Source organism: Halomonas sp. KM007 (assembly GCF_050709225.1).
GTDB lineage: Bacteria > Pseudomonadota > Gammaproteobacteria > Pseudomonadales > Halomonadaceae > Vreelandella > Vreelandella hamiltonii.
Window position 1 is genome coordinate 3,487,657 of the sequence record NZ_CP136131.1, and the last position, 22,288, is coordinate 3,509,944.

Consider the following 22,288-nt stretch of genomic DNA (forward strand, 5'->3'; position numbering starts at 1 on the left):
GATAAGTAACGTCGATTGTATCCTATGCCGGTGTATCCTTGAACGGCTAACCGATGATAGGCAGCACCTGTGGCAACAAAAGGAGAGGACCCATGGAAAAACATAACGATCATCGCCTTCGCGAAGGCTACGAGCGCCTGCTGGAACGCATGCAGGATGGCGCCAACGAACTCACCTGGGAAAACCTGCAAAAGGATTTGGACGACGCCGTTGCCTTTGAAGCTGAGCTTGAGGAGTACACCAAGGACGAGCTGGCCCTGCTGCGCGCCTGGGTAGAGCGCGACCTGAAAGATATGCGCTACTACATGGCCGATACCGGCAAGCAGGTAGCCAGCTGGCTGGGCATCGACCTGGACCGGCTTTCCCGCCGCGTGGCAGAGTCGCTGCTTTCCATTGCCGACCGTAGCGTGGTAGACCGCGAACGTTTCGAGGATGACCTAGAAGCCGCCCGCGCCGACTACTGCGAAGGCGAAATCGCCGCCCCGGGCTTAATGGCCTGCACCCACTGCGACGCCCAGGTGATGCTCAACGAAGTCGCCCGGCTGGAGCCCTGCCACCAGTGCGGCCACCGCTACTTCTACCGCTTCCCCAACAAGATCATCGAAACCTGAGCTATAGGCCCAGCCAGGCGCTCAAGCCTGCTATCGCGCCCAGCGACAGCAGGCTCATGAGCGCCGCATAGGGCAGGTTGTTCTTCATCATCTGGTAGCCGCTGACCCCATAACGCCCCTGTAACGAGAGGTTGATGCCGGAAAGCGGCCCCACGCTGGTGCCCACCGCCCAGGCGCTTAACGCCACAAAGGCAAACAGGGTCTGTTCAGCGCCGTTCAGATTAAGCACCGACGCCAACACCGACACCCCAATAATCGGGTGCAGCCCCACCAGCGCGCTAAGCGTAATAGCCGCAAAACTCACCATGGCCTGCCATGTATCAAAGCGGGCAAACAGCGTCCACTCATCGCCTGCCGCCGCTGTTACCAGCGTTGAAAGCCCCAGCGTTAATAAGCCTGCCGCTAAAAACAGTGAAATTTCCCCGCGCATGGCGGGCAGGCGAGTAACGGTATGCTGACGCAGGCGCCGCAGGGTAAAACGCGGGCCTTCCCGCAGGTTGCTCAGCAGCGCCACCCCAGGCAGCAAAAAGGTAATAATGCTGACGATAGTAAGCGACGGCGTGATCCAAAAGTGAAACAGCATCACCAGCGCCGCCATGCCTGCAGGCATGAGCAGGCTACGGGGCGACAGCGAAAAGCCATCCACCTCGGCCAAATCGAACCGCCGCCGCAGCTCTAATGTGGTCAATAGCCCCGAGAGCATGGCCATCGGAAAACCCACCACGGCAATCTGGGCGTACTGCACCGAAGGCACCAGCGCGATCACCACCGCCATGGAGGCAAAGAAGGGCGACCAGAGCGCGGCGCTGGAAAGCCCCCGGTTCAGCGCCAGTAGCTGCGGCGTGGTTAACGGCGCACGGCGGGCCAAGCGGTCGCCCACCATGAGCACCGTGGAAAGGTTCAGAATGGTGCCCAGAAAATGCACCCCCAGCCAGGTGCGTAGCACGCCGTCCGCCCCCGTTACCCGCTTACCCGACGCACGCTTGTTGCCCTGGGTGCCAATCAGCGAGATAAAACTCACGCCCACCAGCATGGAAGCCACGAACACGTTCCCCTGCAGCATGGCAGGCCAGTTCACCGCCGCGCCATACACGGTTTGCGCCACCACCAGCATCACCACACCCAGGGCAATCAACACCCCCGCCTGAAGGCGCGAACGCTTGGGAATATCCCGCCACAGCAACACCACCGCCGCCCACAGCAGATAGCTCACCCCCTGCGCCGCCGCAAAAGCCCCGGTAAAGCCCACCACCTGCACCAACAGCCCCAGCAACAACAACCCACCCGCCACCCGCTGCCGACTCGTCGTCTCTTGCATCGCACACCCTTACTGGTTGAGTTAGCAGGCTAAGCTGCTTTGCAAAAGAAGGCCAGCAGCAAGAGTGAGGGGAAAAGTGGGACAGCAGATGCCGAGGATGCACCGTGTGCGAGATGAAAGATGTTGGGAAAGGGGAAAGGGGATGCGATGGAGCTGAGGGAAATGAGGGGTGTAGGATGTGTGACGTGGGAGGGCGCTTCAGCGCGCGACGATCAAGCCACCAATCCAACGATAACGCCTCCAACACCGACAGCGCCACCAACAACGACAACGCCTCCAACAACGATAACGCCACCAACCCCGTAGCGCGGCGTAACGAGCAAAGCGAGGCACCCGCGAAGCACCGCAACGCGGTGCCGATACAGCCACCCAAGTCACGAAAAAATTTTCCCCAGATAGGTGACCTAAGCAGATTTTATGAATAGAGTATGATTAAACAGGCAAAACGAGCGGGCACGATAATAGGGGATATGTAGCCTGATCTAATGGAGTATTTTTTAAAATCAATAGGTTAGGTGGTTTTTTAGGCTGTATAACATCAATGACTGTGATCGCTCAGTTATTGGGGTTATGTAGTGGGCTATATAATCACACTGTTGAACTAAACCGCTTCGCGGTAGCTGTTGACGAATCACGTTTTTCGCCTCATCGGGCCACACTATTGATTGACCCACGTGGGTCAATCAACAGGAGTGACGACGATGACTGCCCTGCGACAGAAGATGATCGCGGCCATGCGTCAGCGTGGCTTTGCGCAACGTACCCACAATACCTACCTGATGGTGGTCACTGATCTGGCACGTTATTTCCACCGTTCGCCAGACACGTTGAGTACCGACGACCTGCAACACTTCTTCAATCACCTGGTTCAGGAGCGCGGTTTGTCTGCCGCCAGTTGCCGTGTCTATCTGCACGGCGTGCGGTTCCTGTATTTGCACGTGTTGCAGTGGCCGTCGTTTGATGTGCCGCTCACCGTCCCCAAAAAACCGCAGCGGATTCCAGAACTGCTGACCCGCGACGAGGTTCGGCGGATCCTGGCCGCCTGCCAAAACGCCAAGCATCGCATGATGCTCGAACTGTGCTATGGCTGCGGATTGCGTGTGACCGAGGTCTGCCACCTGCGAGTTAGTGACATCGACAGCCAGCGTTACCAACTCCGTGTGACGCAGGGCAAGGGCGGCAAGGATCGTATGGTGTTACTACCCGTGACCCTGCTTGATCGCTTGCGCGATTACTGGCGCGCCTATCGGCCAGTCACATGGCTGTTCCCGAGCGCTCTGTTTCCCGATCAAGCCCTGCACGCCAGTGCGCCACAGAAGGCCTTTACCCAGGCCAAGCGTCTGGCCGGGGTCGAGCGGGTGGGTGGCATCCATAGTCTGCGCCATGCCTATGCCACCCATGTTCTGGAGCAAGGCCTGCCCGTCCATCAGCTCCAGCGACTACTGGGCCACCGTAACCTCCAGTCGACGATGCGCTACCTGCACTGGCTACCGAACCAGCAAGGGGGAGATCAGTGTCATATTGACCTGGTGGCCGCCCTGGAGGTGAGCCATGACTAAGGCCGCTACCTTGCAACAGGCATTGACCCGCTTTCTCGACCCAAGCGGTCTTGATCGCCAGCGCCAACGGGTGTGTACCCATCTGCTGGCCTGCCGAACGAAGGCGATGGGTGGGATGGTCTTACAGTGCTCTGACTGCGCTCATGTACAGCCACGCTACTTTGGCTGTCGTGATCGTCACTGTCCACAGTGTCAGGGCCGCGCCATGGCGCAATGGGCTGAGCGTCAGCAGGCCAATATGCTGCCGGTGCGCTATTACCACGTCGTATTCACGCTACCGCACAGTCTTAATGGCTGGGTTCAGCTTCATCCCGAGGTGATTCACCGATTGCTGTTCCAGAGTGCCTGGCAAACGCTGTGCACGTTTGCACGAGACCCAAAACGCCTCAACGGCGAAATGGGCATGATCGCGGTGCTTCACACCTGGGGCCAGAACCTGAGCCAGCATGTGCATCTGCATTGTCTGGTTCCAGGCGGTGCCTTGAGTGACGATGGCAAGTGGCATGAAGCGCGAAGCAACTACTTGTTCCCCGTGCGGGCCCTGTCACGCCACTTCCGTGGGCACATGGTGAGCGCTCTGCGCAAGGCCGCCCATGCTGGCGATCTCCACCGGGTTACCCGGCCCGGCGATGTCGATGCTCAATTGAACACACTGATGGCCACTGACTGGGTGGTTGACAGCAAGGACTGCCTTGAACACACCCAGGCGGTAGTACGCTACCTGGCGCGCTACACGCGCCAGATCGCCATCAGCAACGCACGTATCCTCGCCGTAGACGACCAGCAAGTGACCCTACGTTACAAGGATTACCGCGACCACGACCGACACAAGCAACTCATTCTGGATGGCGAGGAGTTCGTGCGTCGCTTCCTGCTCCACGTCCTGCCTAGGGGACTGATGCGAGTGCGGCATTACGGCTTTCTGGCCAATCGCTGCCGACGGCAACGTCTGGTACAGATCCGTCGAGCGCTAGCGATGGTTGACCAGGCCCCCCATGTCGATACAGCCGCCAGCGATGCGGAGCCGACCTACACCTGTCCACACTGCAAGCAGCCCACCTTACGGATGATCGGGACGCTCACACCCCAGCGCCCCCTCCATGATCAGCCGCCTAACGACAAGGAGCAACACTATCGAGCATGATGTAACGCCCTACGACAACAACAGACCTGGCTAACCGGCTCGCTAGCGAGTCATGGATAAGCTCGTCCCGATGATGGATTTTAGCCATCAGACGCGCTACATTGGGTTAAATTGGATTTGGAAGTGTCGACATAATGACGAAACGGACGATCAGAGCGCGTGCCCCCCGACCTGCCAATGCGCCGTTTGGCACCTCAGGCCACCTGTCAGTCAATACAATTCCCTATTAAATAGCCGCCTGATGGACGCGCCTTAGTCCAACAGGCATTTATTCGCCATGCTCCGCACGGCGAATAAATGCTTCACTGTTATATCTCTTGAGGTAGATCTGTGCTAACCGATGAACAGAAGAAATACCGAGACCGCGCTAACCGTGCGCGACGAGAGCTCCTCAAAGAAAGGGAGAAATTCGGCGCTATTTCGGACGGCTCAGGGAAACGCTACCGGGTGTGCGTTTACTTTGTGCTTAGCGGTGCTCCAGAAAAAGCAGTCGAGTTCTTGGACTGGTTCGAGAAGGAGTTCCCGGATGACGTTGGTGAGCCCGCGTTTCTCTTATATGCTGCGTTGGCCTATTACCGGGTGGGGTCTCTGGGGAAAGCGCGGGGATACCTGCTGGATACGATGTTAAGCAACATTTACCTACTCCCCTATCTGTTTTCGCGGCCAATGCCCAAGCAAGACATGTGGCACTCATCTAATTGGGCACAGCCAGACTACATCGAGGAGATTGAAGAACTTCTGGAAGGGCCAACGAGTCAGGAGCGGGAGTGGTTTCAAGAACAGTTCGAGAATGAACTCTTCACGAGCATTCGAAGCAAGTACATAGAAACATTTCACGCATTACAGCATGCAAAAGAGTTGGATTCCCGCCGTCGTATTCTTGGGGAGTGGCGGGACTATGTTTCATCTTGTCGTGCAAACGAGATATAACCAGTGGCAGCACGGTGACCGCTTTTCCGCCGCGCTGCGGCTCCAAACCGGCACGTGTGCCAAGCGTTAGGCCGCAGGGAGAGGATCATGCAAGGACCACTTAAGAGCATCGTCGCAGGCGTGGTGTCGGCCATTGCCACCTACTTCGCATCCGTCGTCGCGCTTGGCTACACCAACGCATTCGTGATGCCGTCGTGGGCACCGTGGGCACCGTGGGCACTTTGGGAGACCGTCGTAGTCTTCGGGATTGGAGCCGCACTTGTGGCGCTGCTTATCCACATCGTCGTGCTTCGCTTGTTCCAAGCGGACGCTGCTTGGGCACTCGCATCGTTCCTCGGCGCAGCGCCTCTTGCAATGGGGCTGGCGGGCCAGCTCACTTTCGGTACCAAGACCCTTGTCGCGTGGGCGGTAGGTGCGTTGCTGGCATCGCTGGCATATCGCAAGCTGCGGCCTAACAAATCATTCAAGCCGATGCCGCTTCGCGGCACGGCTTAATTCTGGCGTTATATTTTTTAAGGATAGTTAAGTGATAAAGGTCGCCATTATTTTTCACTCAGCATCAGGTACTACAATGAAACTTGCTGAAGCAGTAGCTTCGGGCATTCGTTCTGTCTCTGAGGTTGATGTTGTTTTTGCTGAAATTGTGGGTACGGATATTGTTGATGGACGTTTTAAAAACTTAGCCCTGATAGAGCAACTTAACAATGTCGATGCAATGGTTTTCGGTTCACCTACATTTATGGGTTGTGTTTCGGCACAATTCAAAGCTTTTGCTGATGCAACGGGTGATCTTTGGGCTGAGAAAGCTTGGTCTAATAAAATTGCTAGTGGTTTTACCATTGGCTCAAATCTGAGTGGTGATCAGTTAAACACCATTCAATACATGCAAATTTTCGCTAACCAACATGGCATGTTATGGGCAAGTTTAGATATACCAGGTAATTGTGATGCCGAAGGGCGTAACAGGCTTGGCGCTCAATCTGGTTTAATTGCACACTCTAAAGATGGCGAACTAAATGTAGTCGATTTAGTAACTGCACAATATCTGGGGCAGCGTGTTGCCAACGTAGCCAAGAGATTTGCAGTATAAAAAAATATAACAATCCGCGTCATTCAGGGCCTTCGGCCCTTGCGACGCTCACAAGTTCGCGCGCATGCGCGGGGCGTTAATTGGTAGAGATATGGAACCAGTCATCCAGGAAGAAATAACGGGGTGTGGTATTGCTGCAAGTGCTGCTCTAGCAGGCATTGGCTATACGGAGGCCAAAAGTAAGGCAAACGCTCTGGGCATTTACGCCGCAGACACGTCGCTTTGGTCAGAGACTGTGCATGTCCGGAAGCTTCTGCGGGAGTTCGGTATCTCAGTGTCGCGTAAAGAAACACCATTCGAGTCTTGGGAGCGCCTTCCAGACAAGGCTCTCATGGCTATTAAATGGCGTATGGAACAGGGCAAACCATTCTGGCATTGGGTTGTGTTTATCAGAGAGGGCGGCGAGGCAAAGGTGCTGGACTCCAAAAAGGCACTGAAATCAAACGTCCGCCGGGATTTCGGGCGTATCAAGCCCAAGTGGTACATTGAGGTATCCAATTAACAAGGCGCAGCAGTTCGCGGCCGATGGCCGCCGGACGCCCTTTACGTGGCGCTTTCGTCGCCACTCCAAGGTCGCCGCTGTGCTTCGGCGTTATGTTTTAAGGAGGTAGTTTGAGTAAAGTCGTTGGACGCTGGCGAATTAAGTGGATGGAAATGTGGGATCAAGACTTTGTTGATCTTATCGAGCCCGGATACTTCCAGTTCGATGAAGATGGCCTCGGCTTTTTTGTATTCGGAGCAGTTGAGGGCCAAATCGACTACCGCATTCCAGATGATGGAGGGCGAGTCGAGTTTTCTTGGTCTGGAAATGATGATGGTCGTGAAAAGTCTGGCCGTGGTTGGTTTCAGTTTTCATCTTCAAATTCAGCGAAAGGGGAACTCTTCATTCATTGTGGAGACGAGTCGGCCGTAGAAATCGAATATCAAACATAACCAGGCGCGGCACTCGGATGCCTTTGTCTCCGCTTCGCTACGTCAAAGTCACCGGTGCGCTAAGCGTTGAGGCTGTAGAAAAACCCCTTTGACAGCCAGGTTTTGGTAGGATCGGGAAAACAGACGGGGAGTGGTCAGCATGCCGCGCTTCAAGGTTTACAATTACGATCAGAACGCCATGGTGGTCATCAACTACCAGGATCAGCTTCAGCCTGGCACCTTCGAACACGCCGTGCACTACCTGATCGAGTACAGGCTCGACTTATCCGTTTTCCATCCCAGGTATCGCAACGACGCGACCGGTCGGCTGGCCTATGATCCGGCCATCTTGTTGAAGATCATCCTGTTTGCTTACTCAAAAGGCATCACCTCCAGCCGCGAGATGCAATGGTGTTGCGAGACCAATATCATTTTCAAAGCCCTTTCCTGCGATACCGTTCCCCACTTTACCACTCTGGCTAGCTTCGTAAGCCGTCATGCTGATGAGATTGAAGCGCTGTTCGAACAGGTGCTGCTTGTGTGCCACGAACAAGGCTTACTGGGCAACGAGCTCTTTGCCATTGACGGCTGCAAGATGTCCTCCGATGCCTCTAAAGAGTGGTCGGGTACGTTCAAGGAGTTGGGCGAGAAGCGGGAGAAACTGAGAGGCCTGGTTCGGCATCACCTGCTAGAGCATTACGCACGTGATGAAGCTGAAACGGAAGCCGATCTGGATCGGGATATTCGTCGAGCCAGGATGATCCTCTCCCTGGATGCCGCCATGAACAAAGTGGATCGCTTCCTGAAGACGCACAGCCCAAGGATGGGCCGGGGGAAGCGACTCAAGGAAGTGAAAAGCAACCTCACCGATAATGAAAGCGCCAAGATGACCACCAGTAAAGGCACGATCCAGGGTTATAACGGTGTGGCCACGGTGGATAAAAAGCATCAGATCATCATTGACGCTCAGGCCTTTGGTGAAGGCCAGGAACACCACACCTTGCAACCCGTACTGGAAGCGGTCGAAGCTCGTTTCAAGAAGCTAGGCATTGCGGACAACATCTACCAGAAAGGTGCCGTTGTGACCGCAGATACTGGCTTCGCCAATGAAGCCAATATGAAGTACCTGCACGAACGCCAGATCAATGGCTACATCCCCGATAACCAGTTCCGCAGCCGAGATCCGAAGTTTGCCGACCAGAAAGATAAATACGGCAAGCGCCACCAGAACCTACCGGACAAAGGTTGGCGTGAGACGACACCCGCCAGCGCGTTCCAGTTTGATCCAGTAGCGCTAACGTGTATCTGCCCAACTGGCGAAAAGCTGTCTTATCGCGGGCAACGAGAAACGGACACTGGCAAGATTCGTGTTCACTTTGAAGGACGTTTGCTGCAATGTCGGCACTGCCCAAAGAAATACCGTTGCATGCAGAACCCTGGCTCGGCCGATCATCGCCACGGCGCAGGGCGACAAGTGTCTTTTATTATCGAGAACAAACGCTTACCCAATTACACTGACTGGATGAAACACCGGGTGGATAGCCCGAAGGGCAAGGAAATCTACAGCCATCGCATGTCAGTTGTAGAGCCGGTATTCGGCAACATTGGCACGACGAAAAGGCTGAACCGGTTCAGTCTACGGGGTAAGAAAAAGGTGCAGGGTCAGTGGCAGCTCTACTGCCTAGTTCACAACATTGAGAAGTTAGCGAATTATGGTCATGTGGCCGCGTCATGAAGGGCTTGGAGCGGGACCAATTGCTTTGTAAGAGCAAAATACTGCCTTCATCTAGCTTTCAATGGGCGCTCATGTGGCGGAATACCGATATGAATATTATCCAGCTAGATGACTTGCTGGATCATTAAATTATGACGAGAGGCGGTGAAGACGGCTCGGAATTGGGTTTTTCTACAGCCTCGTTATGCCGCAGAAAGTAATCGCAACCAGTGGACTATGGATCAAGCCCATTCTAAGGATGGTCGCCGACCTTGACGCTGGGTAGACTGCGACCCCTGAAAATATAATTAGTATCGGTTGAGCCAATGACGACAAAAAAAACCGACAAATATTCAGCCAGCGAACAAGGCTTGGGGTACATATACCAGGCGCGTCTCGCCCTGCTCCATATATTGCAATTATCGGAGGAGACCGCCGTCTTCTTGGAAAAGGACGACGACCTCGATTTCATCGATGGTGATGGTGGAAAATCCCTCGCATCACTCAAGCATAAGGCGGTCGGCGATAGGCTGGCCGATCTGTCCACGGACTTTTGGAAGTCGGTGAACATCTGGCTGGAGCGTTACAAGCGTGATGGACGTTCCGCATCGAGCCTGCAGTTCTTCCTGTTTACTACGGGTACCGTGAGTACAGGCTCGTTTCTCGCACGTCTTCTCCCTGACCAGCCCGCCCCTTCAAGCGATTTGGCGCCACTAACTGAATTAGCGAATGCCTCGCTCGCCAATTCTAAGTCTCAACTCATCGCGCCGATCGCTGTGTCGTTCAATGAGCTGAGTGAGCCAGAGAAGCAGGATTTTCTCGAACGTATTCTGATCCTAGACGGCAGCCCACGTATCGATGATATCCCGTCGATCATCAGGGATAAGCACATGCGAAGCATCCGGCGCGAGCACCGCGAGTTCGTTTTCGAGCGACTGGAAGGCTGGTGGACTGACGCCGTGATAAAGCAGTTGACACACGCACGGCCGGAAGGAATTTTCGGTTACGAGGTATCGGACAAGCTCTCCAACTTTGCCGAGGAATACAAAGCGGACAACCTTCCCATCACCTTCCGGGGAAAACAGCACGCAGGCGAGATTGATATTGAGGAAGATCCTCGCTTGTTCGTGGCGCAGCTCCGCGAGATCGGCCTCTCCTCCAGCCGGATCAGAAGCGCCGTCCTAGATTACTATCGCGCGTTTGAGCAGCGATCCGCTTGGGCACGCGAGAACCTGCTGGTGTCAGGAGAAGTCGAGGAATACGAAGATCGTCTTGCTGACGAGTGGAATCGCTACAAGGATGTCGTCTTCGAAAAGTTGGCAGACGATAGCGCCGAGAACGCGCTTCGTGAAGCCGGCGCGACCCTCTATAACTGGGCGGAGTTCGAGACAGGAAAGCTCGAATCCTTACGCATCCGCGCCCGGGTTACTGAGCCTTATGTCCTCCGCGGAAGCTTCCATATTTTGGCCGATGCCACGCCCAAGCCTAGGGTCTACTGGCACCCCAGATTTCTTGATCGTCTTAGCAAAGTACTCGGAGTGGCCTCATGAAGCAATGGAACCTGCGCCCTGTCGAGATTCGGAATCTGTTCAACCCAGCCTTCTGCGGTTTGGTACTGTACCGTGCCCTCTCTAGTTACGAGGAACAAGATACCCGCGGGATGCCTTTCTCCCTTTCTCTGCTGGTACTGCCATTGTGCCTACACAAGGATTCGCGAGAAGTCCTTGCAGACAGTCCGCGTAGTTATCTCCTCAAGATCACGGAAAAGAACCAGCAGATTACACTGGGGTTTGCTGACCGAGTGACGCAGATGTTGCCCTATGTCTTCGAGGGTTTCGGTTTGCTCATGGAACGGGGGTGCATCGTAGTTGGGGATGACGGTCGCATTCAGACCGTGCCCAACAAAGTGCGCAAGACCGTCCGGGGAACTGACGAGACCGTTTCTTGCCAGAAAGTGGCACGGATCTTGGGACGGGAATTCGCACGCATTGCCGATCCGGTGACCGTTTACACGACTTTTGGGATTCGTCCATGAAGATTAGCTCTATCCATATCTACAGCCACGACGGTCAACGCCGGGATCTCCGGTTTAGGGTCGAAGGGCTCAATGTCATCACCGGACGCTCGTCTACCGGCAAGTCCGCACTCTCCGAGATCATTGAGTATTGCATGGGCCGCTCCTCATTCAATGTTCCCGAAGGCGTAATTCGCGACAAAGTGGCATGGTTCGCCGTGGTCTATCAGTTCGAGAAAGAGCAGGTTCTAGTGGCTAAGCCGAGCCCACCTAGCGTAGGAGCCAGTTGCAGCATGGCGATGCTCCGACGTGGTACTCAGTTACAGACGCCTGCGTTCAAGGATTTGGTGGCCAACGCTGATGACGATAGCGTTGTGGAATTGCTGTCGCGTCTGCTCGGTATTCCCGAGAACCGCACAGATGTCGCGCTTGAACACAGCCGCGACAGTTACGACGCGAACGTCAAGCACACGTTCTACTATCTGTTCCAGAAGCAAGGGCTGATAGCCAACAAGGATCAGCTTTTCTATCGCCAGAACGAGCCGTACCAGCCTCAGGCAATCCGCGACACTCTGCCGATCCTGCTCGGCGTCTCTTCCGGCGACCGCTATGAACTGGAATCTCGTCTACGCACAGCCCAGCGGGATCTTAGGATTAACAGCAAGCAGTTGGAACAGGCGCGCAACGCTATCGACACATCGCACGAGCAGGCCATTGGCCTCTATTCGGAAGCCAGAAGCGTCGGTGTCATTAGAGGCGGGGAGAGCACGAATGGAAGCGGGATCATCGAGGCGCTGAGGTCTGCGCTGGCGTGGAAGCCCGAAATGGTACCCGACGACGACGGCAGCCGGATTTCGCTCTTGGAAGAAGATCTAAGCCAGTTGCGTCAGGATCGACGCGACACTCAATCGAGGATCGACGCGGCACGACAGTTTGCCAAGCGGGCGGGTGGCTACGAGAATGAGGCAGCCGAGCAATTGGATCGACTGGCGTCGATCAAGGCTTTGCCGAGAAACCCAGACAACGGTGAATGGCAATGGCCGTTCAGCGAACGAAACCTAGCGATGGAGTCTCCAATTGCGGCGGCCTTGCTCGGCGAGTTAAAGTCGCTTGACAGCGAATTGCGCATCGCTATCGGCCAGCGTCCAAAGCTCGAATCCTACCTTTCCGAACTGACGAGCAAAGTGGACGAGATAGCGGGCGCCATAAAGCAGAAAGAAGCAGAGCTATCTGCGGCGATCTCGGCTAACGAGGTCATATCTCAAATGGGCTCTCGTAATAATGCGGCAGCACGCGTGGTTGGTCGCATCAGCCTGTTTCTGGAGACGCTTCTGCCGAACGAAGAACTTGCTCGGTTGGAAGCACAGAATCGTCGTCTTAACAACAAGGTTAAGCAGCTTGAAGACCAGATTGGCGCGGATGACAGCAACGAGCGCTTAGCCTCGATTCTCAACACTATCTCCGTAAATCTGTCACGTTATATACAAAAGTTTAACGCCGAGTTCAGTCCTTACCCCGCTCGGTTAAACCTGCCACAGTTGACTATAATTTTTGATCGCCCAGAACGCCCGGTTCCGATGGCGCGGACTGGAGGCGGCGAAAATCATTTGGCGTACCACCTATCGGCACTGCTTGCGCTACATCTTTTCGCCGCAAAGAATAACCGGCCAATACCTAGATTCCTGCTGATCGATCAGCCTACCCAGGTCTATTTTCCATCTGAGCAGGTCTATAACGACGCCGATGGATCAATACAGAAGACAGAGGCCGACGCCGACCTAGATGCAGTGCGTCGATTGTTCGAGTTATTGCTAAAGTTCACTCAGGAGGAGGTTCCCGGGTTCCAACTGATCATCACCGAGCACGCGAACCTTCGTGACCATTGGTTTCAAAAATCGTTGGTCGAAGAGCCTTGGACAAAGCCGCCCGCCCTGGTTCCAGAAGAGTGGCAAAGCACATGATCTGCACGATATGTCAGCGACGAAGGCATAGCAATGCATTGCAGCGGACAAGCCGTTGAATTCAGCATTATATTTTAGGGAGGTGCTGGAATGAAGGATAAGCTAGGGGAAGCCATAGATTCTGGCGAAATTCTTCGGGTTAGATATTTTGGTGAAAGTACACCGGGTACAGAGCGAGATATTTCGCCAGTAAAAATAATTAATGATAAGGTTCGTGCACGATGTATGGAAACAGGAGCGGTAAAAACTTTCTCCATTTCAAAAATGGAATTGGCTATTCCTGGTGAGTCACCTGAATTGGCGTTAAAGCAATCTTTTAATCCTCCAGAGTTTATCAGTACTACCGAAATAGCCAGTTACCTGACTGATTCTTTAGTGGCTTTGGGTTGGATCGTTAAAACCACTGACACCTCTCTAACCCTTCACACGCCTTTCAAGAATGGAAAAACAAAAAAGACTCCGGTTATTTCGCTAGATTTCGAAGAGTATGAATATCCTGAATCCGTGAGACCGGCCCCCGGAAGCACTTCTAACCCACTGACCTGCATGGCAATATAGCCATTATCGCCATTCACCCAGACAGTGCCATGCCCAACATAAAGTTCCGCGCCAGTTGCCGCACCCTCACCAGCCACGCCGGGCTGTCCATCATCGGGCAATGCTTCGAGATCGCTGGCGTCGACAGCATCGACAGCCGCTTCCCCACCACGCTGGGCATGCGCACCAGTGACGTGATCAAGAGCTACCTGGGCCTGCTGTGTCTGGGCATGAGCGACTATGACGCTGTCGAGAACTTCCGCCGCGACAAGCCCTTCCAACAACTGCTGACCCTGCAGAAGGTGCCGAGCGCGGCGACACTGCGACAGCGGCTGGAAAAACTTGCCGCCAACGACCTGCAGGCGCGCACCGCCACCTGGTCCACGACCCTGCTGTCACTGATCGAAGCACCGATCACCGCCGAGACGACGCACGTCTGCCTGGACATCGACACCTTCGTCATGGACAACAGCAACTCGAAGAAGGAAGGCGTCTCGCGGACCTACCAGAAGGTCGATGGCTACACCCCGATCGCCGCCTATCTGGGCAACGAAGGGTGGTGCCTGGGTCTGGAACTGCGGCCTGGCAAGCAGCACACCATGAAGGAGAGCAACGCCTTCCTGGAGCGGGTACTGCCTCGCGCCCAATGCTTGACCAAGCAACCGATCCTGTTACGCGAGGACAGCGGCTTCGACAGCCAGGCGCACCTGGCGCTTCTCGAACAGCAACGCCAGGTCTTTGCCGACGAGGGGCGCCGGCTCGACTATGTCGTCAAATGGAACCCGCGTGGCTCGGCCACGGCTGATCGAGATACCTGGCTGGCGGTGGCGGCGGACTACTGGGAAGAGCTGCGTCCTGGCAAGCGCCAGGCGCTGTGGTCGCAGACCGTCTCGATCCACGACGACAACAAGACCGAATACGTCGTCCAACGCGTGATGCGCCTGGTAGAGCGCACCGCCGATCGCGATGGCCAGTTGCTGCTCGAACCGGACTATGAGTTGGAAGGCTGGTGGACCAGCCTGGACGAGGCGCCGGAGGCGGTGATCAAACGCTACCAGGCGCATGCCACCCATGAGCAGTTTCACAGCGAGATCAAGACCGATCTCGACCTGGAGCGCTTGCCGTCCGGCAAGTTCGCCACCAACGATCTGATCCTGCATCTCGCCCAGTTGGCCTACAACATCCTGCGCCTGATGGGACAGCTGGGCATGACCGGCGAGCTGAGCCCGGTTCGCCACCCGCCCAAGCGGCGGCTGCGCACCGTGCTACAAGAGCTGGTGCACCGTGCGGCTCTCGTGATTCACAAGGCACGGCAGATCATCCTCGACTTCGGGCAGGATATCGGGCGCATGACGGTGCTCAAGACGCTGCGGAGCCGAGTGCGTTATCCACGAGGAACGCCATGCTGACCGTCAATCGGCGACACTCTATCCACAAGCAGTTCCAAGCGACACGCGATCGCCAGATATGTCGTGCCTGGCGGGTGGAAAGGCATGACAAAACGGGCCGTCAGCACCGATCAGCACGGTGGGTTTTGGCAATAACGGGCTTGCGAAAGCCAACTTGCACGGGGCGAATGATCAAAAAGTGCTCGCTGGCGGTGATAGGGAAAGTGTCGGCGCCGGCTTCACGGATTCAGGAATATGTGTTTCCTGAGCCAGATATGGATTCACCTGATTTTGATTGGAATGACTTTATCCCCGATATAGTTGAAGGCGATGCACTTGAAGGGGCAGAAAAGATTAAGAGGAAACGGCCATGGGTAGTTCGAGCTAAGAACAAGGGCACTGCTACATACGGTTATTCAAAAAAAGCTATGATTCGTTTAATGAAGTGGGCAGGTGAGCTGTCACCAAGCAACAAAATATGACAATCACATGTTGTCGCTACTATCGCGGGTGGGACAACCTAGACTGCGTTTCGGTTGCCCCAAATGTGGGCATTAAAATGAATCAAGAATGAATATATTCCTCTTGAGACACGCAGAAACAGAAACGAACCGTGATGGTGCGTTAGGAACAGGAAGCGGTGACGCGCTCACACAGCATGGTCATTATCAGGCACAAAGCATTATAGGAAGCCTCTTGGAATTGGAGATCGAGTGCATTCTGTGCTCTCCTTATCCAAGAGCCCTGAAAACCATTCAACCTTTTGCTGAGGTTGCCAAAATAGAGATTGAGGTTCACCCTTGTTTAGCTGAGGGGCAGTTATTACTAACTGATGCTCCTGCCCGAGAGGAGCCCAAGTATTTCCGCCACGTGCCAGGCCATGACTACCCCCATGAAAATGAGTCGCCAAGTGCATTCATGGAGCGTGTGGTACAGGCGAAGAAGCTAATCGTCGACACCCAGCCTCACTCCAGGTTATTGGTAGTAACACACGGGCACATGCTTCGCGAATTATTAAACAGCATGCTGGCTTTGCCCCATAAAACACGGTTCCCGCACGATAATTGTGGGCTGAGTCATGTATCGGTAGATGACGTAAATATGGTCAGCTATATCAACCGGCCAATTTTTTCTAACCAATGACTTCACGGCGACCGCCTTTCCGGCGCTGAGCGCCCACATGCTGGTGTGTAAGCCGAGCGTTAAGCGTAGAGGAGGAATCATGCATCAAGTAGCCACGCAATGGATCGTAGGGTTACTAAGAGATAGAAACATACCCTTCATCATTTGTGGTGGGCTCGCAGCAAAGGGCTATGGCGCTGAGCGTGACCTGCATGATATTGACCTTTTCGTTCCTAGTGAGCACTTTTCATCAGTGGTACAGGCTGGTCAGGAATTCGTATCCAAAGCCGCCGCTCACCGCCAAGAGGAAGGCTGGGATCTCACCTACGTCCAATTCAAGTATGAAGGCATTAAAGTCGAGGTAGGCAACGCTGATGGTCCGCAGATATTTGATTCAGGCAACGAGCAGTGGGTACCGCTCAATATAGATTTTTCTTGCTATGAGACCGTACATTTGTTGGGTCTTCAGCTTCCTCTCATGCTGCGGGAAGATCTGATACGGTATAAATCTGCGCTCTCACGGCCGGTAGATGTCGAGGATATCCGTGATATACGGCAGCGCGCATAACAAAGTCATCCAATTGATGTTAAAACCTCCGCTTTGCCCCGGTGTTGTCATTGGTGATGCGGTGTTAAAAATGAGACTTATCAATTATCGGCGTTGTAACGAAAAGTGCTATATTGAGTTCCGAGCCAAGTCTGAAGCCAAGTGACGAAGGTTGTTTATCGTCCGTAGTAGCGAGTCACGCCGTCGCTTTCCTTTTTATCTGGTGTTGGGAGAGTTTTCTGGTTTCGGGTTCATGGTTCTGATCAATAAAAGACAGAAAGCATATTTCAAGGGAGGTCAAGAGAAAATGGAAGTCAAAGCGGAGATTTTGAAAAATCGTATTGTGTTCACTGCAAATAACAATACGGTTGTCGTCGAGCCAAAAGAGCCTTTCACCACTACGAGGCTGCTGGTAGGAACATTTATGCCAGCTGTCGAGTGCATGAAGGAAGGCTTGGCAAAGGTGGGTGCTAAAGGTCTCTTCAAAAGGAAACCGAAGCTCCTGATTTATCCTCGGGCCATGACGGAAGGCGGCCTTTCAGAAGTAGAAGAGCGCTGTCTGCTCGAAGTTGGTCATGCTGCCGGAGCGGGTAAGGTTGAAGTGCATGTTTAGCCTTTTGTGTAACGAGTTGGAGTAGTTCATGCTGCTGCGATCAAACTTTATGTAATTCAAGGAGTTTCGTTATGGTGTTCAATACCTCAGAAAGAAACGCGCTACTCGAAGTGAAGGGGGTAGGCCCTACAGTGGTCAAACGTTTTGAGGAAATAGGTATAAACTCCTTTTCAGAGTTGGCGAGCCATGACCCAGAAGTAGTTGCGGAAAAAATCGCATTAATGCTTGGGGCTACCTGCTGGAAGAATAGCCCTCAGGCCTTGTCGGCGGTCACGGCTGCAATAGAAAGAGCAAGGCAAGGATTGTAGAGGCCGATGCTCGCCCATGGTAAACGACACTTGCCGTTCCGGGGTTAGGGACTGCCTCCGTTTCTCGTTTTGAGTCCGATATAATAACCAGTGTTACTTGCCAGGAGGCGCGCCGTGGAGCTCAAGAAAATTCTCAAAGAGTTGGAGATGCTAGGTCAAGAGAATGATGCGTCGGTAGAAGATAGAGACCGTAAGTATCTCAATATAACTAGGCATACAGGACAGTTTTTGGAAGTGCTTATAAAGGCAAGCGCTGTGAAGCGGGTGTTGGAAATTGGTACATCAAACGGTTATTCCACACTGTGGATAGCCTCTGCGCTGCCAGAGGATGGGCATATAACCACGCTAGAAGTTTCCTCTTTCAAGGTTGCTCAGGCCCAAAATAACTTCAAACGGGCAGGTCTTGAACACAAAATTGCACTAGTACAAGCCGATGCTATGGATTTTCTCGAGTCTTGTGATCAGCTGTTTGATCTGGTGTTTCTCGATGCAGATCGATCAAGCTACCTTCAGCTTGCTGGTCGAATCGTTTCTCTTGTGCGGCCTGGCGGGCTTCTTGTTTGCGATAATGCGATTTCGCATGCAGAAGAACTGGACGAGTTTTTTTGTTTCATCAATACCAGCGGCGAATTCACGGCGACAACGCTGCCCGTAGGTAAGGGTGAGTTTGTAGCATGTAAAAATATATCACAAGATACTGCTTAGGTGATCAAGCAAGTGGTGTTGCAGGGCATGCGATGGTGTTCATATGCGAGCTGTTTCGCATATGGAAGTGGTGAAAATTAGCCTAGGCTGCGCCACCTCAAATGCCTTGTCCGTCACTTTGGGTGCGCGCCTTGCGGCCAGCACGCGATAATCACGATGAGCGGTATGGTCATCTGGTTTTCAACTTCGGGGTCAGGCCATCCACTCGATGCAACATCTCTGCTTACATTGTGCATCTGGTGAGAGTAGGCGTCTGCATCACAGTGACAGGGGGGGAATGTGAAAAAAGTGCTAATGAGTGCTTGTCTTCTAGGGAAAAGTGTCCGGTACGACGGTGGTAGCTTACCGGTAAATGATCAAATCGTGGCGCGGTGGATTTCTGAAGGCCGAGTGGTATCTGTTTGCCCAGAGGTGGAAGCAGGCATGAGTATTCCCAGGGAGCCTGCGGAAATCTTCGAGGGCTGTGGAAACAGTGTGTTAGACGGTGAGGCCGACGTCATGGAAAAAGGCGGCAACATTGTGTCTGATAGTTTTATTGCTGGTGCGTCGGTGGCCCTGGAGCTGTGCAAAAGGTTTCATATTGAAATAGCCGTGCTGGCTGAGGCTAGCCCTTCCTGCGGCAGTTCATTCATCTACGACGGTCACTTCTCAGGAAATAGGAACCCTGGGATGGGGGTTACCGCTGCGCTGTTGCGCCGACACGATATTCAGGTATTTAGCCAGCATGAAATCGAGGATGCTAATAAGGCACTTGACGCAACAAGCCCACCACCCACAAAGGAAGCGCATGCCCTACGAACTCGATAACCGCCTGGTCATTGGCGTTGCCTCCAGTGCTGTCTTTGATCTGAGCGAATCCGATGCCGTCTTTCGCCGCGAGGGGGAGGAGCAGTATCGCGAATATCAGGAAAAGAACCTTGAGGTTCCGCTCCCCAAGGGCATCGCGTTTCCGTTTATCAAGCGGCTGCTGGCGTTGAACGACTTGAGCCCCAGCCCGGAAGACCCGCTGGTGGAGGTGGTGCTGCTGTCACGCAACGACCCGGATACCGGCTTGCGCGTCATGAAAACCATCGAGCACTACGGGCTGGGCATTACCCGGGCGATCTTCATGCAGGGTCGTTCGCCCTATGAGTACATTCCCGCGTTGAACATTGCGCTATTTTTGTCTGGCCACAAGCCAGACGTGGAGGCCGCCATTGGCAGCGGGCACCCGGCGGGGCAGGTGCTGGATTCCATGTTTGACGATGATGAAGACGACCAGACACTGCGCATCGCTTTTGACTTTGATGGCGTGCTGGCGGGCGACGAATCCGAGTCGGTCATGCAGGCATCAGGTCTCACGGCCTTCCACGATCATGAAGTCAAGAACGTGATGCAGCCGCACCATCCTGGGCCACTGAAAGAGTTCCTGGTACGCATTTCAAGAATCCAGTCGGCGGAAGAGGCGTACAAGCAGCAGCACCTCGAGTATGAAAATCGTATACGCGTGTCGATTGTCACGGCCCGCAATGCGCCTTCCCATGAGCGCGCCTTGAAGACGCTGAAAAGCTGGGGCGTCATGGCCAACGATGCGTTCTTCCTCGGCGGCATCGAGAAGGGCAGAGTGCTGGGTGTGTTGAAGCCGCACATCTTCTTCGATGATCAGTCTGGTCATTTACAGTCCGCCAGTGCGGTGGTGCCTTCTGTTCATATTCCGTTTGGTGTCACCAACCAGCCCAGGGCGAAGGCAGACGAGCCTGCTGCCGGGAGCTGACCCTTTTCACTTTACAAGATGGGAACCGACATGACCTTGATGACGCTCCTGTTATTCATACCTGCATGTTTTGCCCTGAACATGGCCCCCGGCCCGAACAATCTGCTCTCCATGGCGAATGCCAAGCGATACGGCATACGGGTGGCCTGCTATGCGGGGATGGGTCGGTTGGTGGCCTTTGTGGGCATGATTACATTGGCCGCTACCGGGTTGGCCACCGTGCTGCATACCTCCGAAAAGGTGTTTCTCGCCGTCAAAATCGCCGGTGGGCTGTACCTCTTCTGGCTGGCGTATCAGCTCTGGAACGCAGACCCAGCAGAAGGCGATAGCGAGGCGCTGGGCGGCAAGAGTCTGCTTCAACTGGCGAGGCAGGAGTTCCTGCTGGCAGCGGGCAACCCCAAAGCCATCCTGATTTTTACCGCGTTCCTGCCCCAGTTTGTCGACCCTGCGGGTTCCGTAGGGCTTCAGTTCCTGATACTCGGGACGCTGTTTCTGTTGCTGGAGTGGGTCGCCATCGCCGGTTACGCGTTCTTCGGCAAGGCATTGCGCCACTGGTTCTCGCGCCCCTCCATGCGGCGCCTGTTCAATCGAGTGTGTGCCGGGTTATTGGGAAGCGCGGGGGCAGGGCTGCTGTTGGCCCGCCGTGAGTGAAGGGGATCGAAATGACTGCCGATTGGGGGGAGAAACATGCCTGAAGTGTCGAGAGCGGTATTTCCTGATGATCTACACGCTGTGCTGGCTCTGTATCAAGAGTATATCGACAGCACGTCGGTGGATCTCTCTTTTCAAGGAAATGATCAGGAGTTCAGCCAGCTAGCTGAAAAGTACTCCTCTGAAGAGTCACAGATATTTCTGCTGAAAAAAGAGGGTGTGTCGGTGGGTTGCGCCGCTTTTCGGAAGCTGGACGCCCACACGTGTGAAATGAAACGGGTCTATATCCGACCTGGTGCCCGCGGCAACCAGTGGGGGGCCATGCTAATGGATAGAGTGCTGCAGGCGGCGAATGAGAGTGGCTACAAGAAAATCTGCCTGGATGTATTGCCCGAATTTACGGCAGCTTTGAAGCTATACAAGTCATATGGGTTTGTGGAGCATCCACCCGTCACGCATAACCCCGTGCCTGGAACGCATTTTCTGGGATTGGAGTTAAAGAACTAGCGGCAATGGTCGCATTACCCGTGAGGATTCCACCCTTTTGATGGCTATTCCAACGATACCCAGTGAAGCGCAGCAGGCCCAGCAAGTAGCGAAAAAGGTGCTGGGTGAGTCGATTGTTGGTATTTACCTCTTTGGTTCTGCGGTAGTAGGCGGCTTAAAACCTGATAGCGACGTCGATATCCTTATTAGCGTTGCCCAGCCGCTGTGCCGCGAACAGAGGAAGGCATTGGCGGCCCAATTGATGAGTGTGTCCGGTGCGATCGGCAATATACATGGCATCAGGCCATTGGAGCTGACCGTGATAACGGTTTCAGGGGGCGCTCCCTGGCCATTTCCTCCGCAAGCGGAGTTTGTATATGGGGAATGGATGCGCGAGCAGTTCGAGGCGGGCAGTGTACCAGCCCCTGTCCGTGACCCTGACCTGGTCATCGTCTTGAAAAAAGTGAGGGAGCATGGCCTGGCGCTTCATGGCCCCAACGCTGCAGAGGTTATCCCCTCGATACCTATGGCTGATATCCGAGTGGCCATTCAACATGCCTTGCCCACTTTGTTGGCAGAATCGCAAGGGGATGAACGTAACGTGATTTTGACCCTGGCTCGCATGTGGCTCACAGCCTCTACCGGCACTATCGAGCCTAAAGATGTGGCTGCAGAGTGGGCGGAGAAGCGGGCTCCTTCAAGGTACGCAGCGCAATTGAAGTATGCGCGGGAAGGCTACCTGGGGGTCGTCGATGATCAATGGTTAGACAGGCAAGAAGAGTTTGATGCACTGGTACGCTATATGGAGCGCGCTATAACCTTGTCTTTATCGTAAAAAGCCTGGTACGGCGAGGTACCCGCGAATCATCACGCAGTGTTGGCCCCATTAGCCGAGCCACGGGCTGCTCTTGGTGGCGCGCCGTGT

26 protein-coding genes are annotated in these 22,288 nt (G+C 54.4%); 25 read left to right on the top strand and 1 reads right to left on the bottom strand.

Features of this window, described 5'->3' with window-relative positions:
* The first annotated feature begins 92 nt into the window (after positions 1-92).
* Positions 93-611, top strand: a complete 519-nt coding sequence (locus tag RVM27_RS16545) for a zinc ribbon-containing protein (RefSeq protein WP_287806598.1) — start codon at positions 93-95, stop codon at positions 609-611.
* 1 nt (position 612) lies between these two features.
* Here RVM27_RS16545 and RVM27_RS16550 read toward each other — a convergent pair whose 3' ends face one another.
* Entirely contained in the window at positions 613-1,929 is a 1,317-nt protein-coding gene (locus RVM27_RS16550; protein WP_498957034.1) for a hypothetical protein, read from the bottom strand.
* A 701-nt stretch (positions 1,930-2,630) separates the two neighbouring features.
* Between RVM27_RS16550 and RVM27_RS16555 the strand changes: the two genes are divergently transcribed.
* The 24 genes from RVM27_RS16555 (at position 2,631) to RVM27_RS16670 (ending at position 22,198) form a co-directional block, all read left to right on the top strand.
* A complete protein-coding gene (locus RVM27_RS16555; RefSeq protein ID WP_213262753.1) occupies positions 2,631-3,488 on the top strand; it encodes a tyrosine-type recombinase/integrase in 858 nt (285 codons plus the stop codon).
* Positions 3,481-4,632 carry an IS91 family transposase gene (locus tag RVM27_RS16560; RefSeq protein WP_498938785.1) on the top strand — a complete coding sequence of 384 codons (1,152 nt, stop codon included), beginning with the start codon at positions 3,481-3,483 and terminating at the stop codon, positions 4,630-4,632. The genes RVM27_RS16555 and RVM27_RS16560 overlap by 8 nt, the downstream gene beginning before the upstream one ends.
* 330 nt (positions 4,633-4,962) lie before the next feature.
* Positions 4,963-5,562 (top strand): hypothetical protein, encoded by a 600-nt coding sequence (locus tag RVM27_RS16565; RefSeq protein ID WP_081192943.1) that lies wholly within the window; start codon positions 4,963-4,965, stop codon positions 5,560-5,562.
* 87 nt (positions 5,563-5,649) lie between these two features.
* Positions 5,650-6,057 carry a hypothetical protein gene (locus tag RVM27_RS16570; RefSeq protein WP_081192945.1) on the top strand — a complete coding sequence of 136 codons (408 nt, stop codon included), beginning with the start codon at positions 5,650-5,652 and terminating at the stop codon, positions 6,055-6,057.
* A 31-nt stretch (positions 6,058-6,088) separates the two neighbouring features.
* Entirely contained in the window at positions 6,089-6,652 is a 564-nt protein-coding gene (locus RVM27_RS16575) for a flavodoxin family protein (protein ID WP_498957035.1), read from the top strand.
* Between the two features lie 91 nt (positions 6,653-6,743).
* Positions 6,744-7,154: a hypothetical protein gene (locus RVM27_RS16580; protein ID WP_498957036.1), complete on the top strand. Its 411-nt coding sequence runs from the start codon at positions 6,744-6,746 to the stop codon at positions 7,152-7,154.
* Between the two features lie 110 nt (positions 7,155-7,264).
* The gene (locus RVM27_RS16585) at positions 7,265-7,585 is read left to right on the top strand and encodes a hypothetical protein (RefSeq protein WP_164834383.1); all 321 of its coding nucleotides are present in this window, start codon (positions 7,265-7,267) and stop codon (positions 7,583-7,585) included.
* Positions 7,586-7,724: 139 nt separating this feature from the next.
* On the top strand, positions 7,725-9,299 hold the full coding sequence (locus RVM27_RS16590) for a transposase (RefSeq protein ID WP_081192949.1): 1,575 nt from the start codon (positions 7,725-7,727) through the stop codon (positions 9,297-9,299).
* Between the two features lie 305 nt (positions 9,300-9,604).
* Positions 9,605-10,828 carry an ABC-three component system protein gene (locus RVM27_RS16595; protein WP_081192951.1) on the top strand — a complete coding sequence of 408 codons (1,224 nt, stop codon included), beginning with the start codon at positions 9,605-9,607 and terminating at the stop codon, positions 10,826-10,828.
* A complete protein-coding gene (locus tag RVM27_RS16600; protein WP_081192953.1) occupies positions 10,825-11,313 on the top strand; it encodes a three component ABC system middle component in 489 nt (162 codons plus the stop codon). The genes RVM27_RS16595 and RVM27_RS16600 overlap by 4 nt, the downstream gene beginning before the upstream one ends.
* A complete protein-coding gene (locus RVM27_RS16605; protein WP_081192955.1) occupies positions 11,310-13,253 on the top strand; it encodes a DUF3732 domain-containing protein in 1,944 nt (647 codons plus the stop codon). The genes RVM27_RS16600 and RVM27_RS16605 overlap by 4 nt, the downstream gene beginning before the upstream one ends.
* A gap of 90 nt (positions 13,254-13,343) precedes the next feature.
* Positions 13,344-13,811, top strand: coding sequence for a WYL domain-containing protein (locus RVM27_RS16610; RefSeq protein ID WP_498957037.1), 468 nt, complete (start codon positions 13,344-13,346; stop codon positions 13,809-13,811).
* Positions 13,812-13,840: 29 nt separating this feature from the next.
* Positions 13,841-15,199 (top strand): IS1380 family transposase, encoded by a 1,359-nt coding sequence (locus RVM27_RS16615; RefSeq protein WP_498957038.1) that lies wholly within the window; start codon positions 13,841-13,843, stop codon positions 15,197-15,199.
* Positions 15,193-15,660 carry a hypothetical protein gene (locus RVM27_RS16620; RefSeq protein ID WP_498957039.1) on the top strand — a complete coding sequence of 156 codons (468 nt, stop codon included), beginning with the start codon at positions 15,193-15,195 and terminating at the stop codon, positions 15,658-15,660. Before RVM27_RS16615 ends, RVM27_RS16620 begins: the two co-directional genes overlap by 7 nt.
* Positions 15,661-15,748: 88 nt before the next feature.
* Entirely contained in the window at positions 15,749-16,321 is a 573-nt protein-coding gene (locus RVM27_RS16625) for a histidine phosphatase family protein (protein WP_498957040.1), read from the top strand.
* Between the two features lie 79 nt (positions 16,322-16,400).
* Entirely contained in the window at positions 16,401-16,868 is a 468-nt protein-coding gene (locus tag RVM27_RS16630; protein ID WP_081192959.1) for a nucleotidyltransferase, read from the top strand.
* A gap of 151 nt (positions 16,869-17,019) precedes the next feature.
* On the top strand, positions 17,020-17,460 hold the full coding sequence (locus RVM27_RS16635; protein WP_217806050.1) for a hypothetical protein: 441 nt from the start codon (positions 17,020-17,022) through the stop codon (positions 17,458-17,460).
* Between the two features lie 71 nt (positions 17,461-17,531).
* Positions 17,532-17,768, top strand: a complete 237-nt coding sequence (locus RVM27_RS16640) for a hypothetical protein (RefSeq protein ID WP_081192961.1) — start codon at positions 17,532-17,534, stop codon at positions 17,766-17,768.
* A 114-nt stretch (positions 17,769-17,882) separates the two neighbouring features.
* On the top strand, positions 17,883-18,473 hold the full coding sequence (locus tag RVM27_RS16645) for an O-methyltransferase (RefSeq protein WP_254893759.1): 591 nt from the start codon (positions 17,883-17,885) through the stop codon (positions 18,471-18,473).
* Between the two features lie 279 nt (positions 18,474-18,752).
* Positions 18,753-19,280, top strand: a complete 528-nt coding sequence (locus RVM27_RS16650; protein ID WP_217806051.1) for a 2-thiouracil desulfurase family protein — start codon at positions 18,753-18,755, stop codon at positions 19,278-19,280.
* Complete coding sequence (locus tag RVM27_RS16655) at positions 19,261-20,226, top strand: 5'-nucleotidase (protein ID WP_081192965.1); 966 nt, start codon at positions 19,261-19,263, stop codon at positions 20,224-20,226. The genes RVM27_RS16650 and RVM27_RS16655 overlap by 20 nt, the downstream gene beginning before the upstream one ends.
* Positions 20,227-20,256: 30 nt before the next feature.
* A complete protein-coding gene (locus RVM27_RS16660) occupies positions 20,257-20,877 on the top strand; it encodes a LysE family translocator (protein ID WP_498957041.1) in 621 nt (206 codons plus the stop codon).
* Positions 20,878-20,913: 36 nt separating this feature from the next.
* Positions 20,914-21,384: a GNAT family N-acetyltransferase gene (locus tag RVM27_RS16665; protein ID WP_081192969.1), complete on the top strand. Its 471-nt coding sequence runs from the start codon at positions 20,914-20,916 to the stop codon at positions 21,382-21,384.
* A 40-nt stretch (positions 21,385-21,424) separates the two neighbouring features.
* Positions 21,425-22,198, top strand: a complete 774-nt coding sequence (locus RVM27_RS16670; protein ID WP_498957042.1) for an aminoglycoside adenylyltransferase family protein — start codon at positions 21,425-21,427, stop codon at positions 22,196-22,198.
* The last annotated feature ends 90 nt before the right edge of the window (positions 22,199-22,288 follow it).